Origin of the sequence: Gemmatimonas groenlandica, assembly GCF_013004105.1 — a bacterium.
Classification (GTDB): Bacteria; Gemmatimonadota; Gemmatimonadetes; order Gemmatimonadales; family Gemmatimonadaceae; genus Gemmatimonas; species Gemmatimonas groenlandica.
This window is the reverse complement of record NZ_CP053085.1, coordinates 130400-148109: the sequence shown is the minus strand read 5'-3', so window position 1 is coordinate 148109 and position 17710 is coordinate 130400. Positions and strand designations below refer to the sequence as shown.

Genomic DNA, 17710 nt, shown 5'->3' with positions numbered 1-17710 from the left:
GGTTACCAGTACAGCCCGAAGCTCTTCGTGCCGTTGCCGCTCATGACGAGCGCCGGGCCCGGCAGGCGTACCGAGTGCAGAAAGTTCTTCACGTGCACCCAGGCCGGGTTGTTGCCCGGCAAGCGTGCCGCGTCGAGATCGAGACCGACTACATACTCGCTCGGCGTGGTGCCACCGAAGGCGCGACGTCCGACCGACAGGCGAACCGGCGACGGCCACGCCTTCGCCGCGGTAGACGGCAGCAGATCGTGGACGTTGGCCGACAGCCAGACGGTCTGGTTCGAATAGTCCACCAGCGCGCCACGCGGGCCACGCGTGTTCAGGAATGCGCGTGGCGCCACCGAGAACGACGGAGTGATCTTCTCGAGCACGGGGAGGTACGCCTGCGCCACCGCGTAGCCGGCGCCCATCGCGTCCACGCCCAGATCGACTGCGCTGAAGCCGTTGTAGTAGCCGTCGGCCACTTCCTTTACGGTGCCGATCGCCATCGCCACGCCGGCGCTCTTCCATGCGGCCTGCACCCGGCTGGCCCGATCGGCGCATGTGGCGTGCACCGCCGTGCGCGCCAGGTGATACGAACCGAGGGCGTGGAGATGCGAACTCGGATCGGCCACGATCGCCATCGGCGCGCGCTCGTCGGCCATCCGCCACGCGGCGCCGCGCGTCATCGACTGGTATTCGAGGCCGGTGGCGAGGGCGCTGAGCGCGACCTGGGTCCCGATGCGGCTGGCCGAGGTGGCCGTTTCACAGGCGCCAGACTGCGCGGCGACCGGCTGCGCGCCGAGCAACAGGGCCGCTCCGGCAACGGCCAGTACCGCGCTTCCCTTCGTCCAGCCCCGCGTACGCCGCATCGCGTGCATCGTGTCTCCAGTTCGTGAAGGCCGGACAGCATGTCCGGCGCAGACGAAGAGGAAGCAACGGCTGTGCCCGCTCAGGTTCTAGAGCACCTTTGTGATATTGCCGCTCTGACGATGCAGGACCACTGGCGTATCAGGCGGGCTTCTCGTAACGGCGTTGAGAGCCAGCAGCGTATCAGTCGTGCCGGTGGCGTGACGGCACCGGTCGTCCATATTCGTGCATCCGGATGGCCCGAATCGTCACACGCACGGCATACTGTCGCGCTCCCTCTACAGCAATCGTGGCGATCGGCGTACAGTCGAGCTCGTTTAGTCGATTCACGGTCGCGCAACTTTTTCGTTCTGGGCATTCCCCAGGCCGCCCATATCGCGGTTCGCATCGTTTTCAGACGCCCCGTCCGCTCTACCGCGCGCCGGCCCCCAGGTAAACGCCACGAAGCCCACGAGAAACACCAGGGCGAACCCGAACCACTGCACGGCGTACGACTGATGCGGTCCTTCGGACGGCGACGGCGGCGGCACGCGGGCGGCTTTCGCGATGTCGTACATGGCCGTGTCGCCAAGCGCCAGCAACAGAAACGGCGCCAGGGGATGACCGGTGAGCGCGGCGATCGTGTCGCGGTCAAGCAGGCGAACAGCGCGCGTCGCCGTCTGCATCTGCACCATGCCGGGCTTGTGCGCAGGGAAGGAGATCACGAGCGCGTCGAGATCGAGCGTGTCGGACTCCCGCGCCTTCTCGCGATCGAACGTTCGTCCGTCGGGGGAATACACGAAACCACGCAGCACGAGCACCGCGGTATCGCCCCACGCACCGTCGACCGGTCGCACCGGCGTAAGCAGATGCACGCCGGGCGAGCCTGCCTGCGACCGCGTGGCGTGCACCACTTCGCCGGCGTAATCCGCGACGCCTCGAAGGTGCACACGGCGCCAATGTGACTCGGTCGTGTCGACGCGCTGCAGCGTGGACACACTGACCACCGGCATCGTGCCGCGCGCCAGCACGATCGCATTCTGCGCACGCCGATGTGCGAGCCGGTCGAGCTGCCAGATACCCAGTCGAATGCACACGGCAGCGGCCAACACCGTGAGCACGCCGAACACCAACGTCTTTGTGCTGCGACGACTCATGATTCGTTTGATTCGTTCGTCGGCGTCGTGGGCGGCGGCGGCGACTTCGTGGGGCGCACCGCACGCGGAGCCGGCCGACTGCCTTTGCGCACGGCCGCGGTCGATGCGGGCGACTTCACCGTGGGCTTTGCCGCCGGCTTCGACGCCGGCTTGAGATCCGGCTTCGAGACAGGCTTCGGCGCCTTCGCTCCCGTCACGGCCTTCACCGGCTTCGACGCCTTCACCGGCTTCTCGCGCTTCGGCTCCTTCGCTGCCTTAGCCGCCTTCGGCTCCTTCGCTGGCTTCGAATCCTTCGCTGCCTTCGGCTCCTTGGCTGGCTTCAGAGCCTTCGCTGGCTTCGGCTCCTTGGCGGCCTTCAGAGCCTTCGCTGGCTTCGAATCCTTCGATGCCTTCGGCTCCTTGGCTGCCTTCGGCTCCTTGGCTGGCTTGGGCTCCTTGGCTGGCTTGGACTCCTTCGCTGGCTTGGGCGCTTTCTCCGGCTTCGGCGCCTTGAGGGGCTTCGGCATCTTCGGCGCCTTCGGCTCCTTCACCAGCGGCGCCTTCTTGGAACGCGATGCGCCGGAATCCGGCAGAGTAGAGACGACATCGACCACCGCGCGTGCTTCCGGCTGCTCGGCCGGCAGCAGCACCAGCATGCTCAGCGGCGGCAACGACACCGTGAGCGACTGCGGGAATCCGTGATACGGCACGAGCTCCGCCTCCGCCGTGTCGGCTCCCGCGTACCCGCTACCGCCGAATGCCGTCGCATCGGAGTTGAGTACCACGTGGTACGTGCCCATGGCTGGCGCACCGAGGCGATACGCGTCACGCGGCACCGGCGTGAGGTTGAGCACCACCATCGCGTGCGACGACCCATCGTACCGGGCATACGACAGCACTGACTGCTCCTTGTCGGAGACGTCGATCCAGCCGAAGCCCGAGGGTTCGTGGTCTCGGCGCCAGAAGCACGAATGCTGGCGGTACAGGGCGCCGAGCGATTCCATGAACGCCATCAGCCCCTGACGTCTGGCATCGCCCATCAGATGCCATTCGAGACTGATATCGTGATTCCACTCGTGGTGCGAGCCCAGCTCGGTACCCATGAAGAACAGCGATTTGCCGGGTCGCGTGATCGAGTAGCCGATCAGCGCCCGCAGATTCGCGAAGCGCTGCCAGAGATCGCCGGGCATCTTCTCGATCAACGACTGCTTGAGATGCACGACTTCATCGTGCGACAGCGGATTCATGAACCGTTCGCTGTACTCGTACATCATCGCAAACGTCAGCTTGTCGTGCGCGCCCTTGCGGAAGAACGGATCGACCTTGAAGTAGTCGAGGGTATCGTGCATCCACCCCATGTTCCACTTCAGCGTGAAGCCAAGCCCGCCCTCGCTGATCGGGTGCGTGACCTTCGGCCACGACGTGCTCTCCTCGGCCACCGTGATCACGCCCGGATGCAGCGAGTGCACGGCATGATTCAGCTGCTTGAGGAACGATACGGCTTCGAGATTCTCACGTCCGCCGAATCGATTGCGGAGCCACTGGCCGGCTTCGCGGCCGTAGTCGAGGTAGATCATCGAGGCCACCGCATCGACGCGGAGACCGTCGATATGGAACTCCTCGATCCAGTACAGCGCGTTCGCGAGCAGGAAGTTGCGCACTTCATAGCGCGCATAATTGAAAATGTGCGTTCCCCACTCGGGGTGATCGCCGAGTCGCGGATCTTCGTGTTCGTAGCAGGCCGTGCCATCGAAGCGGCGCAGGGCCCAATCGTCCTTCGGGAAATGCGCCGGCACCCAATCCAGCAGCACGCCGATACCCGCCTCGTGCATCGTGTCCACGAAGGCACGGAAATCATCGGGCGTGCCGTGCCGCGACGTCGGGGCGAAATAGCCGCCCACCTGATAGCCCCACGAACCGCCGAACGGATGCTCGAGTACTGGCAGCAATTCGACGTGTGTGAAACCCATGCGCTTCACATGCTCGGCCAGACGCGGGGCGAGCTCGCGATAGGTGAGCAGGCGATTGTGTTCACCACGCATCCAGGAGCCGAGATGGACTTCGTACACGAGCATCGGCTCGCGTAGTGGATCGGCGTCGGCGCGCTGAGCCAGCCAAGCGCCGTCCCTCCAGTCGTACGTGCCGCGGGCCTGCACGATGGATGCGTGCCCGGGGCCGGGCTCCATCTTGAATGCATACGGATCGGTCTTGACGCGCAGCGCACCGCCAGGCGACCGGATCTCGAACTTGTACATCGCTTCGGCGCCGATACCGGGCACGAACAGCTCGAACACGCCGCTGGCGCCGAGCAGTCGCATCTGATGTGCGCGTCCATCCCATCCGTTGAACGCGCCGATCACCGAGACGCGTGTGGCATTCGGCGCCCAGACCGCGAACGATGTGCCGGCCACGCCGTCGATCTCGCGGACGTGGGCACCAAGCTTCTCCCACAATCGCAGGTGGCGTCCCTCGTTGAAGAGATGGAGGTCCATCTCGCCGAGCGTGGGGAGAAAGCGGTACGGGTCGTCGCGCAACACCACACGGCCATCGCCGAAGGTGATCTCGAGGCGATACGACATGGGGGTGGTGCGATCGCTCAGGAAGACCGCGAACAATCCATGCTCGTTGCGCTCCATCGGCCAGCGCTGCTCGCCGAGCACCACGGCGATGGATGCCGCGTTGGGTTGGAAGGCGCGAATCACGACCCCGTCCACACCGTCACGGGTGATCGGATGCGCACCCAGCAGGTCGTGCGGGAGCGCGGATTCGCCTCGAACGAGCCGGAGCGCGGCGTCGGCTGATGCAGTGGGCACAGTCATGCGTGAAGTATATCCCCCGAGGAGGATCGCGTCAGAACAGCGACGGCTGATCCCCGATCGAACGCGGGTCCACCGTCGGAAGACCGAGCCGTTCCTGCAGCATCCGCACTGAGGCGGGGCCGTGTCCGGCAAAGTGGTTGTTCACGAACCCGTAGACCTCTCGCACCTGCGACTGCAGCGCAGGGATCATGCGACTCCACGCGTCGAGCTCGGCACCGCGGTCCACCTGAAGGCGTGAGTAGTCGACGATGCTCCGATCCGGTCCCATCCAGCGCAGATAGGCGAAATCCGCCGTCGGCTGTTCGCAGAGCTTCAGCAGCCACTCGCGGGGAATCCATCGGCCGTCGCTCAGCGCGAGCGCGACGCCGTGGCGTTCGAGCATCGCCAACGTTCGCTTGCGGATCCAGGCCGCCTGCCTGAATTCCACGGCGAAACGGAGGTCGGAGGGCAGCAACGGCAGAAAGGCGGCGAAGGCATCGACTTCCGCTGGCGAGAAGTCGGGGCCGCATTGTATCAGGATGGGACCGAGGCGCGGTCCCAACTCGCGCATGCGATCGGTAAACGCCTGCAGCACGTCGGCCGCACCGACAAAGCGTCGTTCGTGCGTGATTTCCTGCGGCAGCTTGCACGTGAACGTGAACTCGGGGGGCGTGCGCGACGCCCAGCCGCGGACAGTGCTGGCCGGAGGGATGGCGTAGAAGGTGGAGTCAATCTCTACCGCGTCGAAGGCGCGCGTAAACGTGCGCAGAAAATCGACCGCGCGGGTGCCCTCCGGATAGAAGGGCCCGACCCACGCCGGATAATTCCAGCCTTGCGTACCCAGCCGCAGCCGCGCGCTCACCGGCGCCCTCCAGCGCGACTCACAGGCATGCCCCACGTGCCGTTGGGCCCACGCCATGGCCTCCGGTCCCGCAACCGACACCGCGAAGGGCGTTTGACGTATCGGACATGGTAACACCCGCTGTTCGAACCATCACTCCAGGAGGAGTCGCCATGTTTCAGCTCGCGCTCGTTGCCATGACTGCCCTGCAGGCTTCCACGATTACGCTCCCCAGTGCCCCGTCGTCCGCTGCCGCCACGCGCGCGGCCGTCGTGGCCGAACCGATTGTCTCCAGCCCCGAACATATTGCGCGTGCGCGTCTCGCGCTCGCCAACGGAGAGTTCGATATCGCCCGCCGTGAATTCGTGACGGCCGCGGCGATCGACCGCGACGAAGGCAAGCTCCCGGCCGAAGCGTCGTTCGGACTCGCCCACGTGTTGTACGCACAGTCGTACAATCGAGAGGCCGCCATGGTGCTCGAACGTCTGGCCGCCGACGCCTCGACGGCCGGTGACGTCGACACGGAAGCCAAGGCGTTGCTGGATGCCATGTGGCTCAACGTCGACGCCAAGCAGCGACTGCAGGCACGCGCCGATGCGTCGCGGTTGCGCGTACTGCTCCGGGACAAGCGCCTGTCGAACGAAACGCGCAAGCTCGTCGCCTCGCGCGTGAACTGACCCAGCCGCGCACTACCGATACGTTTCGAAGAAGCCACGTCCGCGGCCGCTGAGTACGCGACCGCGGACACGGCCTTCGAGCCGTGCCTCTCCGGCCATCTGCACAAACCACGGTCGGCGGAGTGCGCGCGCCGCGTCACTGTCGCCCCGTTCCACCAGTCCGATCCGTGTATCCGTCGCCACCGCGTCATCCACGGTCAGCAGCAGTCGCAGCGTGTCGGTCCCGCGCACGTCGAGCAGTTCCGCGGTGGCCGGCACCCTGAGCACGCCCTTCGCCGTCCGCACGTCGCGCGCATCGTCGTAGCGAATCACGCGCGGTCGGAAGAGCGCGAGAAATCCCTGCGCGTCGGTGACATAGACAAACAGCGGTGCGGTGCCGCCCGCTGAGTCTTCGGGCGTGACGCGACCGTACAGCAGCGTGTACTCGCCGGCTCGGGCCGAGCCCCACTCCCACGTGACGCCGCGCCACCCACCCCAGTTGTGATCGTGGTACGCCTGCGCGCCGTCGAACTGCTCGCACACGCGCGACACGCACAGGGAGCCCGAGGCATCGGCGCGTAGCGCCGGCACAGCGTACCCCGACGTAAAGTCACCACTCACCAGCGTGGCCCCCGGAAAGTCGACACGCGGCGCGGGCGACAACACCAGATCGAGCGTGAGCGGCGTGCCGCTGCCTTCTTCAAGCACGTCAGCCCGCACCGCGTACCGTCCGTCAGGCAGCACGCGCACGCTGTCGTTGCCGATCGTGAGATTCGCATCGCGAGTGGAGAAGCGCACGCGCTCCTTCGCGATCGTGCGACTGAACCGGCGTGGCGCACGGCCGCGCTCGTGCAACGTCACGAGCACCTGCCCTCCCCACTCGTCGCCGGTGACATCACCGCCCACGATGAACGAGATGAATGCCCACCGGTTTGCGTCGGGAGAGATCACGTTGAAGTAGTGCCACTCGCCCCACGAATTGCGGTTCGCCATGCCTGGCGTCGGCACGTGAAAATGATCGATATCGTGACGCAGTTCCGCCGGTGTCGGGGTCATCCACCGGCGATCCCCGTCATCGTCTTCCCACGCACCCGCCGCCACCAAAGGCAAGGCGCCCAGCGCGCGCGTGGCCGATGGGATCTCGCCGCTCGCCCGCACGGGATGCTCGATGCCATCGCTCGTGGTGACATACAAAAGCTTACCTTCGAGCTGTGGCGCCGCTACGCTGACCACGTCACCAAGGCGCGGCGCGCTGAGCACTTGCCGATGCACGAAGCGCGCGTTGGGCACCGAGAAAAACAGGCCGCCCAGACCACCGGTGGTGAGCACCTCGATGTCGATGCCCTCGGGCAGCACGGTGATCGTGCCGCCGCCAACCAGCCGCTCCTGACTGGCCTGTCGCACCATCGCTTCACCGACCGCCAACAGCACGATCATCACACCCACGCCGACGCCAAATCCACCACACAGCAACAACGCACGGAGCGGCCGTGACGACACCGATCGCCACGCCAGCAGCTGCGCCATCGCCAAGCGGATCGCCCCGGCGCTCCCGCTCACGCACCGCTCCGCGCATGCACCGCAGTGTCGGAGGCGACACGACCATCGTGCAATCGGATCACGCGTTGCGCGGCCTGCGCCACCACGGCATCGTGCGTCACGAACACCAATGTGCGACCATCGCGGTGCAGCTGCCCGAACAACTCCAGCAATCGCACACCGGTGTCGGCGTCGAGTTCGCCCGTCGGCTCATCGGCCAGCAGCAGCGCCGGCTCGTTCGACAACGCCCTCGCAATGGCGACTCGCTGTTGCTCGCCGCCCGACAATTGCGTGGGTCGGTGATCGAGCCGATCGCCAAGACCGACGTACCCCAGTAGCTCACGTGCCCGTGCCTTGCGCGCGCGCTTGTCCATGCCCGCTTCAGCGAGGGGCAACTCTACGTTCTCCGATGCCGACAGCGTCGGCATGAGATAGAAGCGCTGAAACACGAACCCGATCTGTCGCAGCCGGAACTCCGTGGCCTCCCGATCAGACAACGACGCCGTGTCGCGCCCGTTCACCAGCACACGACCCGTGGTGGGAATGTCCACCGCGCCAAGTAGATGCAGCAGTGTGCTCTTCCCGCATCCCGATGGCCCCGTGATCGCCGCGAACTCACCGCGCCGGATCGTCAGATCGATGCCGCGGACTGCCTGGACGGTGGCGCCGCCCATGGGATAGCTACGTACAACCTGCTCGCAGGCGATCACCGGCACGTCCGACGTGCCGGCGGTGCTGTCGGCCCGATGTTCAGACACGTTAACCAATGGCTTCCTCGCGCAGCGCGCGAGCGATGGGGATGGAGGCGGCGCGCCACGCGGGCAGCAGTCCGGCGAGTGTTCCGGATGTCAGCAGCAGCACCAACGCACGCCACCCGGCGTCGGAACTCCAGACGAAGAAGTCGAATGCCGACGGCAAGCCCGGGAAGTCGCGCAGGATGCCGTTCAACCATTCGGCGGTGACCAATCCCAACGCGAGTCCGCCAATGATGCCGGCACTGGTCAGCAGTAAACCTTCCAGAAAGACCTGCTGCAGCACGCCGACGCGCTGTGTCCCGATGGCGCGCAGGACAGCGATCTCGCCGCGACGTTCATTCACCGACAACGTGACCAGCGTCGCCACCAACAGGAAGCCGATGCCGAGACTGATGGCGCCAAGCACGAAGGCCAACTGCCGGAAATAGGACAGTCGCTCTTCCACCTGGCGAATGGCGGTCTCGGTGGAGATGGCGGTCACGCGCGGCTGCGTCGTGGCAATCCAGGCCCGAACGGCCTCCACCGACGTCGAGTCGCCGCGGCGCGACTCGGCCATGGCGAGCGACATGCGATCTCGAAAGCTCGGCCCGAGCAGTTCGCGCAGCAGCGCCAGATCGAGTGCAATGACCGGTGTCTCACCGGGTACGTAGATGAAGCGCCCCATGCCGCCAATCACCACGCGACTGGATCTGGCTGCGGTCCGCAGCTGCGCGTCCAGTCCCGACGAGATGGTGATGGTATCACCCACGACGCGTCCCGCGCGCGTGAGAAACGTCTGACTCACGACGATGCGAGGAAGCGAAGCGGCCGACGTGGAATCGGCGCGCGTGATATCGGTACCGGCTTCGACGGTGTAGTCGCCTTGCACCTCGCGCTCGAGCCCCAGCGTAAATGCCGAGGGGATGCCGCTGTCGTCAATGGTCAGCGTCGCGCCAAGCGTTGGACTGACCGCCTTGATATCAGGATTCGCCCGCAACGCGCGCACGATGGCCCCGGCACCATCGATGGTGGCCTCGCTATCGAAGGGTAACGTACCCTTGGGCGACACCCGCAGCTGATAGCCGCGCGTGAGCAGCAGCGAGCGGAATGACTCGCTCATGCCGGTGGCCAACATCACCATGTCGAGCAGCAGCGCGGCAGCGACGGCGATGCCCAGCATCGCCAGCGTGGTGCGGGCCGGGTGTCGACGCAGGGTGGCCCAAGCCATCATGAAGCGCATCGCTCAGCGCCCCATGAGCGACAGCGGCGACGACTTCACCAGTCGCCAGCCGGCCGCCGCACCCGAACCGATGCCCAGAATGAGCGAGAGGCCGGTGGCGAAGGCAAAGATCTGCGGCGTGAGCAGCGCGAACACCAGCGGCGTGCGATAGAGCTGCTGAAAATGCGCGTTCACGAGCAGCGAGGCGATCCAGCCGACGCCGGCGCCGAGCACGCTGCCGATCAGTGACACGATGGCGGCTTCGATTACGATGGCACGTACCACAGTGGCGCGGGAAATTCCCATCAGGCGCAGGGCCGCGATATCCCGTCGGCGCTCCTCGACGCTCAGCAGCAGCAGACAGAGGAGGAACACGGCGCTGGCCACGACGGTGATGATGCCAATGGCGGTATGAAAGCGTTCGACCACGCGAAAGGTGCGCGAGCTCTGCACGGCCACGTCACGCGACTTGTGCGCGCGGAATCCGAACGCCACGTGGTTGATGCGCGCCAAGGCGGAGTCGACGGACTTTCCATCGCGCGTACCGACGGCAAAGCGATCGACCCGATCGTCGAGCTCCATGAGCTGCTGCAGCTGATCGAGGTGCAGCCGCACGCGGTATTCGCGCCGTGCGACTTCGGCCGGATCGGCCTTTCGTTCGTAGATCGCCGCGATCGTCGCGCTATCTCCCGGTTCACCGGGCTTGGCCGAAATTCTGACCTGTGCGCCGACGGCGAGGCCGAGATCCTCGGCCATGCGTGCGTCGATGGCGATACCGCGTGGCGCGGAGCGTTGCGCGGAACGTTGCGCAGCGAGGGGCGCGGCGCTGGCCAAGCCCAACGCGATCGCCACGACTAGCGAGAGGAACGCCTTCACCAGCACGCGCTCAACGAGCCGTCGACTTTCGCCCTTTCGGCTTGGGAGCAGCGGCGGCTGCGGGTGTGGTGGACGGAAGCGAGCCAGTGGAGCCTGCAGCATCAGAGGAGCGTGGACCAGTCGAGGGCATCGCTTCCACCAATACCTGAGCGGCCAGATTGGGTCCCACCACCGGCTCGTTTTTCCCAATCCGCAACGTGAGCGGCCCATCAAAGGGGGCACGAGAGACCATCGTGACCTCGGCGCCCGGCTGCAATGCGATTTCCGCGAGATAGCGCAACAGCGACGGATTCTTGTCGCTCACGCGCAGCATGCGCGCTGTCTCACCGACCGGCAGCTCGGCGAGCGTGCGATGCGGCTGCTCCGCGACGATACCATCGACGGTGGGGATCGGCGCCCCGTGCGGATCAGCCGTGGGATGGCCGAGCGCGGCCGCCATGCGCTCGATCAGATCGTCGGAGGCCGCGTGCTCGAGACGCTCGGCTTCGTCGTGCACGCGATCCCACGGATAGCCCAGCACGCCGGTGAGATACGACTCGAGAATGCGATGACGGCGGATCGTGCGCAGCGCCGCCTGACGACCGCGCGCGGTCAGCTGCACGCCACGATACGGCACGTGATCGAGGTAGCCCTGCGTGGCCAGCCGACGCACCATTCCGGTCACCGACGCTGGAGCCACGTCGAGCGCGTTCGCCACGTCACTCGTGGCGGCCGCGCCGAACCGGCTCTCGAGTTCGTAGATGGCCTTGAGATAGTCCTCGACCGGCTCGGTCAGCGCCGGAGGCGAACCGCTCGCTGGAGAAACATCGTCACGCGCGCTCATGCTCAAAGATCAGCGGGAGGCGACACGAACGGGACCCCCAACAGGGCCTCTCACCATCAGAACCGGCACCATCGTCCGGTGCCGCACGCTATTGGCCGTCGTGCCGTAGATCACGTCCTGTATGCCCTTGTGACCGTGCGTCGCCATCGCAATCAGGTCGCACGCCTCGCGCTCCGCGGCCGCCACGATCTCGCCCGCCGGATCGCCACCGGCGAGGATGGACTCGGTTTCGAAGCCATCACCACGCAGCGAAGCGCAGCAGGATTCGATGTATTCGCGGTCGAGCCGCATCTCTTCCGATTCGCGCAGCTTGAGCGACAGCTGGTTTCGTGCCGCCCAGCCGTCGGCGACATGAATCAGTACGAGCGATGACGAGCAGAGCTGGGCCAGCTTCCGCACGTGGGCGAGAATGACCTGGTCGTACGCGGAGTGCTCGAGTGGCACGAGAATGCGACGGTACATCAGGCGATCCACCCGCGAATGGTTTGGAAGAGCAGCCAGAGATTGAGCGAGGCGATGATGCCGGCGACCACATACGCCGCGAGGCGCAGGGCGATCGAGTTCACGAACTCACCCATCTTCTCGCGGTCGGAGGTGAACCGCACCAGCGGGAACACCGCAAAGGACAGCTGAAGCGAGAGGATCACCTGACTCAGAATCAGCAACTTGGCGGTTCCGCTCTCCCCATAAAGTACCGCCACGATCGCCGCTGGCACGATGGCGATCGCCCGTGTGATCAATCGGCGAAGCCAAGGACGAATGCGAAGGTTGAGAAATCCTTCCATGACGATCTGGCCGGCGAGCGTGCCCGTGAGCGTGGAATTCTGTCCTGAGGCCAGCAGGGCGAGGGCGAACACGGCGCTCGCGCCGGCCACACCCAACAGCGGCGTGAGCAGCTTGTAGGCGTCCTGAATTTCGGCGACTTCGGTATTCCCGCTGGTGTGGAACGTCGCCGCCGCCACGATCAGGATCGCCGCATTGATGAACAAGGCAAAGCTGAGTGCAATGGTGGAGTCGAGGAAGGCGAAGCGTACCGCCTCGCGCTTCCCGGCCGCGGTCTCCTCGTACTTTCGCGTCTGCACGATCGAGGAGTGCAGATACAGATTGTGCGGCATCACCGTCGCACCGAGGATGCCGATCGCGATGTACAGCATCTCCGGATTCGTGAAGATCTGCGTGGTCGGGATGAATCCCCGCGCCACAGCGCCCATGTCCGGCTTCGAGATAAACAGTTCGAACAGGAAGCACCCGCCCACGACCGCTATCAGGGCGATCACGAGCGCCTCGAGCATGCGGAAGCCCTTGTTCTGCAGATACAACACGATCAACACGTCGACGGCAGTGATCGCAATGCCAACCGGCAGGGTGATGCCGAACAGCAGATTGAGCGCGATGGCGGTGCCGATCACCTCGGCAAGATCGCAGGCGGCAATGGCGATCTCGCACAGCACCCACAGCGCGAACGCGACGGGAGGCGAATAGTGATCGCGACACGCCTGCGCGAGATCGCGTCCAGTGACGATGCCCAGCTTCGAGGCGAGGCCTTGCAGCAGCACCGCCATCAGGTTCGACAGCAGGATCACCGACAGCAGGGTGTAGCCGAACCGAGAGCCACCAGCCAGATCGGTCGCCCAGTTGCCCGGATCCATGTAACCAACCGCGACCAAATAGCCCGGGCCAGCGAACGCCAGCATTTTCCGGAACCAGGTCGCGCCGTTCACGTCGACGGAGCGATGCACCTCGGCCAGCGATGGCGCGAGTCGCGCCCGACGCCAGCCGGGCTCATGTGCAGGAGGCGCGTTGGCGCCAGAGACGGGATCGGGAGTGTCGGTCGGTTCAGTATTCGCAGCAGCCATATCTTCAATTTAGGGTCAACTAATTTTCAAAACAAGTCGAACTGACCAAGCGGCGCCGATTTGACGTAGCCACCGGTTCGCCCGAGTACGTCAGACGACGTATCCTTTTCCCGACGGCGTAAGCGCACCCTGTACCGGTCACGACCCCCCGCCCCCTGACCGAGTCTCTTATGACCGCCGGCAATCGCTCTGTTCTTCGCTGTTCGTCCCTCCGTGTTGCGCGCTCCGTCATCCGTTCGATCTCCTTCGGCGAGGCGCTTGGCGTGGCGCTTGGCGTGGTCCTGAGCCTGGCAGGAGCGCCGACCAGTACGCGGGCGCAGTCTGTCTCCGACTCGACCGTGGGTCGACGGCGCATTCAGCCGCTTCCGGCGCTCGGATCGGCGCCCGAAACCGGACTCCAATACGGCGCCACGGTGCTCGCCGTCTTCGACGCGCCGGCGCAGGACCACGCCCGCCCCGCCTCGCTGATTGCCACGGCGCTTCGCAGCACGAAGTCACAGACGCGTATTTCGGTCGAGGGCGAGCATTGGTCCCGTCAGAATGCCCGTCGCCTGAACGCCCTGGTGGCGTGGCAGAAGTTCCCGCTGCCGTTCTATGGAATTGGCGATGCCACGGCGGAGGGCGACAAGGAGATCTTTACGCCGAAGGGGATCGAGGCGATCGCCGGCATTCAGCAGCGCGTTCGCGGGAGCTGGTATGCGACTGGTGGTATTCGCCTGCTGGATCAATCGATCACCGCGGACACGATCGGGGTGCTCCGTCGAGGCACGCTGACCGGAAGCGACGGTGGACGACTGGTCGAGTTGTCGGTCGGCGCCTTGCTCGATTCACGCGACAATCTGTTCGCACCCCGACGGGGGACCTTTGCCCACGTCACCTACACGCACAACGATGACGACCTCGGTTCGCCCTTTCAGTACGACCGCGTGCGCCTCGATGCACGCCACTATCGTACGCTCACTGGTACACACGTCGTGGCCGCGCAGCTGCTGGTGCTGGGCGTGACCGGCGACGCGCCGTTCGATCAGCTAGCCCTCGTGGGCGGCGGCGACATCATGCGCGGCTACTCGCGTGGACGGTACCGCGACCAGCGAATGGCTGCCGCCCAGGTCGAGTACCGCACACCACTCGTGCATCGCCTTGGTCTCGTCGCCTTCGCGGGCGCGGGCACCGTCGCGAGCAAGTGGGACGCGCTGACCGATGCCCGCCTCCTTCCCACGTACGGTGGCGGTGTTCGCGTGCAGATCGACCCGCAGCAACGCACCGCCGTGCGCCTCGACTATGGTCTCGGCCGCGACAGCTCCAGTGGGTTGTACATCGGATTCAACCAGGCCTTCTGATGCATGCCGCCTCGCCATCAAAACTCCCGTTTACCGGACGAAGCGCCGAGCTCGACGTGTTCGGAACCGCACGCGCGGAAGTCGCTCGCGGCCGTGCGCAGCTAGTGCTCCTGAGCGGCGATGGTGGTGTCGGCAAAACGCGGCTCGTGGAAGAGACCGCGGCATCCGCCGCCGCGGGCGGATGGCAGGTAGTGACCGGCCGCGCGTATCCGCTGGAGACGGCCATCCCGTACGCCGTGTTCGGCGACGCCCTCGAGCCGTTATTCGCGACGCTCGACGCCGCCGCGCTCACGCGCCTCACACGCGGCGACCGACGCTTGCTCTCGGCCCTTACGCCCCGATTGGTGAGCGAGGCGGATCTCGCGCAACTCCGTCTCACCGACGGCGTCACGCTGGCGGAACAGCGCCTACGGCTGCACACCAGCATTCTGCAACTGCTTGGCCGCCTCTCTGATCGACAGCCTTTGATGCTGTGCCTGGAGAATCTGCAGTGGGCCGACAGTTCGTCGATCGAGCTCTTGCACTTCGTGAGCCGGCAGCTCGGCAAGGAACGCGTGCTGGTGGTGGCGAGCTGGAACGAGTCGGATCGTCCGCTCAACGAGGAGCTGCGCCTGGCGTTGCGCTCGCTCCGCACTGTTCGCGTCGTGACCGACCTTCGGCTGGCCCCCCTTTCACGCGACGACGTCGCGTCGTTGCTCTCGACCGCGTTTCACGTGGAGCGCGAGGCCGTGGCGCCGTTCGCCACACTCTTGCAGGACACGACGCGCGGCAATCCGTTCTTTGTCGATCAAACCCTCCGCGAGTTGGTATCCCGCGGAGAACTGCGCGAGCAGGGCGGCGTGTGGGTGGGCTGGCACGTCGACCAGCTTCTGCTACCGCCATCCGTGCGCGAGGTGCTGCTCGCCCGACTGGACCGCCTGAGCGCGAACGCCCGGCTGGTGGGCGATGTGATCGCGGTGATCGGCACGACCGCCGCGCACGATGTCGTCCGCACCACGAGCGGATTGTCGGAAGAGGCACTCCGAATTGCGCTGCTTGAGCTGCGCGGCGAAGGCATCGTGACCGAGCAGGCTGACGGTGCAGCCGTGACGTACGACTTGGCGCATCCGATGATGCGACAAACGCTGGTCGCGCACGTGGGGCTCGCGCGTGAACGGGAGCTGCACGCCAGCATCGCGGCCGCGATCGAGTCGGTCGCGGGACATCGCGCCGACCGTGAGGCTGAGGCAATCGCCGCGCACTGGCGCAAGGCGGACTCGCGGGTGGAGACGGCGCGCTCGGTGAGCTGGTTGCTCAAAGCCGGACGACAGGCGCTCGATCGACTCGCGCGTCGCGAAGCCGCGGTCATGCTGCGGGCCGCCCTCGATCGCATCGATGAGCATCTGCTCGATGAATACGTCGCCGAGGTCCCGTTGCTCCTCGACGAGCTGGCACGCTTGTATCGCCGGCTCGGCGAATACCACGAGGCGATCGCGATGTGCGCACGCGCGTCGGCGATGGCCGAGACCCGTGGCGACCTGCTCGGCGTGGCGGTCGCGGAGCGTCGACGTGGCCTCGCGCAGCAGGGACTTGGCCGTCGCGAAGAGGCCATCCGCCACTTCGACGTGGCGCTCGCACACGCCAACGCGAGCGTCGGCGACATCGCGCCGACCGAGGTCTTGGTGGCACGTATCCGCTTGGCGAAGGGCGACTGTCAGCAGGCGCTCGCCCTACCCGAGGACGCGAAACGGGAAATCACGCTGGCGGTCGAGATCGCCGAACGACTTGGACAGGTGCCATTGCTGGCCCGCGCGCACCGTATGCTGCTGATGGTGCATCTCTGGTCCGGGCCGGCGCATCGGGCGTGGGCGCACGCGCGGAGCGCCGTGGCGCTGGCCGAGCAGAGCGGCGAGCGCAATCTGGCGTGGTCGGCGCATTGGTCGGCGGCGGTGCTGGCCGCGCTGACCGCGCACATCAGTGCACTCGAGACGCATCTCAGAGAGGCGACGCGACTGGCCGCCGAGCTGAACTCGCCGCTGCTCGAACTGCGCACCATGGAGATCGTGATCGAATACCGCGCGGGCACCGGTGAGTGGGATCGCGCCATCATGGACGGCGAGCGTGCCATCGCGATGGCGCGCGCGCTCGATCAGACGACGCTGCTCGCGCGCCTGCTCTACTGGGTGAGCGGCGTGTATTTGCAGCGTGGTGACTTCGCGACGGCCAAGCGGCTCATCGATGACGCATGGGAGGTGTCCGGGGCGGCCGATCTCGACCTCGAGCGTCCATTCGAGGTGCATGGCGTACTGCCCGCATGCGTCGCGCGCACATCCTACCTCAGCTCGGTCGGCGAGCACGCGCAGGCACTCGCCCTCGGACAGACGGCTATCGCCATCGCGGATCGTACCGGCTATATCGCGTGGGCGGTGTATCGACTTCTGCCGACGTTGGCCGAGGCGGCGCTGGCGGTCGGAGACGACGTCACGTTGCGTGCGGTGCGCCGCCGGCTCGAGCACGACGCGACACATCTCGCGCACCCTATCGGCGCCGCGTGGGTGCTGGTCATCGACGGCGCGTATGCCCTGCGTGAAGAGCGAACGGCCGACGCGATTCTGTTGCTGCAGCGCGCGGTGGCCACACTGGAAGCGGTGCCGTATCCGTACGACGCCGCGCGCACGCGCCTGCGACTCGCCCGTGCGTTGCAGCTCTCGGGCGCCCTGACCGACGCCAAACACGAAGCTCAGGAAGCGCTGCAGATGCTCGAACGCCTTGGTGCCCGGCCGGCGGCAGAGGAAGCGCGGACGGTGCTGCGGTCACTCGGCGGAAAGGTGGCCAGCGACCAGCACAGCTCTCGACTGGCCACACTCACGCCACGTGAATTCGACATTGTACGGCTCGTCGCGCAGCGGCTCAGCAACAAGGAAATCGGCGCCCGGCTCGGCATCACCGCGCGAACGGCAGGCACGCATCTCGCCAACATCTTCGACAAGCTCGACGTGCGTGATCGTACGGCGCTGGGCGACCTCGCTCGGGACCAGGGACTGCACCGGGCCACGTAGTTCGTGGCCCGGATGCTCGAGCGTGA

14 protein-coding genes are annotated in these 17710 nt (G+C 66.1%); 3 read left to right on the top strand and 11 right to left on the bottom strand.

The genetic code is table 11. From position 1 onward, the window contains the following. Positions 1–2: 2 nt before the first annotated feature. The 4 genes from HKW67_RS00600 to HKW67_RS00585 form a co-directional block, all read right to left on the bottom strand. On the bottom strand, positions 3–860 hold the full coding sequence (locus HKW67_RS00600) for a hypothetical protein (protein ID WP_171223542.1): 858 nt from the start codon (positions 858–860) through the stop codon (positions 3–5). Positions 861–1175: 315 nt separating this feature from the next. Beyond that, the gene (locus HKW67_RS00595) at positions 1176–1985 is read right to left on the bottom strand and encodes an SURF1 family protein (protein ID WP_171223541.1); all 810 of its coding nucleotides are present in this window, start codon (positions 1983–1985) and stop codon (positions 1176–1178) included. Beyond that, entirely contained in the window at positions 1982–4783 is a 2802-nt protein-coding gene (gene glgB / locus HKW67_RS00590; RefSeq protein ID WP_171223540.1) for a 1,4-alpha-glucan branching protein GlgB, read from the bottom strand. The genes HKW67_RS00595 and glgB overlap by 4 nt, the downstream gene beginning before the upstream one ends. 31 nt (positions 4784–4814) lie before the next feature. Then, a complete protein-coding gene (locus HKW67_RS00585) occupies positions 4815–5624 on the bottom strand; it encodes a DUF72 domain-containing protein (RefSeq protein ID WP_171223539.1) in 810 nt (269 codons plus the stop codon). 152 nt (positions 5625–5776) lie between these two features. Between HKW67_RS00585 and HKW67_RS00580 the strand changes: the two genes are divergently transcribed. Further along, entirely contained in the window at positions 5777–6280 is a 504-nt protein-coding gene (locus HKW67_RS00580) for a hypothetical protein (RefSeq protein WP_171223538.1), read from the top strand. 12 nt (positions 6281–6292) lie between these two features. On the opposite strand, the gene HKW67_RS00575 is transcribed toward HKW67_RS00580, so the two are convergent. From HKW67_RS00575 to HKW67_RS00545, 7 genes are read right to left on the bottom strand one after another with little or no spacing between them, the layout of a single operon-like run. Next, positions 6293–7819, bottom strand: a complete 1527-nt coding sequence (locus tag HKW67_RS00575) for a hypothetical protein (protein ID WP_171223537.1) — start codon at positions 7817–7819, stop codon at positions 6293–6295. Next, on the bottom strand, positions 7816–8556 hold the full coding sequence (locus HKW67_RS00570) for an ABC transporter ATP-binding protein (RefSeq protein WP_230981091.1): 741 nt from the start codon (positions 8554–8556) through the stop codon (positions 7816–7818). The genes HKW67_RS00575 and HKW67_RS00570 overlap by 4 nt, the downstream gene beginning before the upstream one ends. 1 nt (position 8557) lies before the next feature. Further along, positions 8558–9763, bottom strand: coding sequence for an ABC transporter permease (locus HKW67_RS00565; protein ID WP_171223536.1), 1206 nt, complete (start codon positions 9761–9763; stop codon positions 8558–8560). A 12-nt stretch (positions 9764–9775) separates the two neighbouring features. Next, positions 9776–10627, bottom strand: a complete 852-nt coding sequence (locus HKW67_RS00560; protein ID WP_171223535.1) for an ABC transporter permease — start codon at positions 10625–10627, stop codon at positions 9776–9778. Positions 10628–10637: 10 nt separating this feature from the next. Beyond that, entirely contained in the window at positions 10638–11450 is an 813-nt protein-coding gene (locus tag HKW67_RS00555) for a metal-dependent transcriptional regulator (protein WP_171223534.1), read from the bottom strand. A 9-nt stretch (positions 11451–11459) separates the two neighbouring features. Further along, positions 11460–11912: a universal stress protein gene (locus HKW67_RS00550; protein WP_171223533.1), complete on the bottom strand. Its 453-nt coding sequence runs from the start codon at positions 11910–11912 to the stop codon at positions 11460–11462. Next, positions 11912–13306 (bottom strand): Nramp family divalent metal transporter, encoded by a 1395-nt coding sequence (locus HKW67_RS00545; protein WP_171223532.1) that lies wholly within the window; start codon positions 13304–13306, stop codon positions 11912–11914. Before HKW67_RS00545 ends, HKW67_RS00550 begins: the two co-directional genes overlap by 1 nt. 170 nt (positions 13307–13476) lie before the next feature. Here HKW67_RS00545 and HKW67_RS00540 point away from each other — a divergent pair, with 170 nt between their 5' ends. After that, positions 13477–14646, top strand: a complete 1170-nt coding sequence (locus HKW67_RS00540; protein WP_171223531.1) for a BamA/TamA family outer membrane protein — start codon at positions 13477–13479, stop codon at positions 14644–14646. Next, complete coding sequence (locus HKW67_RS00535; protein ID WP_171223530.1) at positions 14646–17684, top strand: ATP-binding protein; 3039 nt, start codon at positions 14646–14648, stop codon at positions 17682–17684. Before HKW67_RS00540 ends, HKW67_RS00535 begins: the two co-directional genes overlap by 1 nt. The last annotated feature ends 26 nt before the right edge of the window (positions 17685–17710 follow it).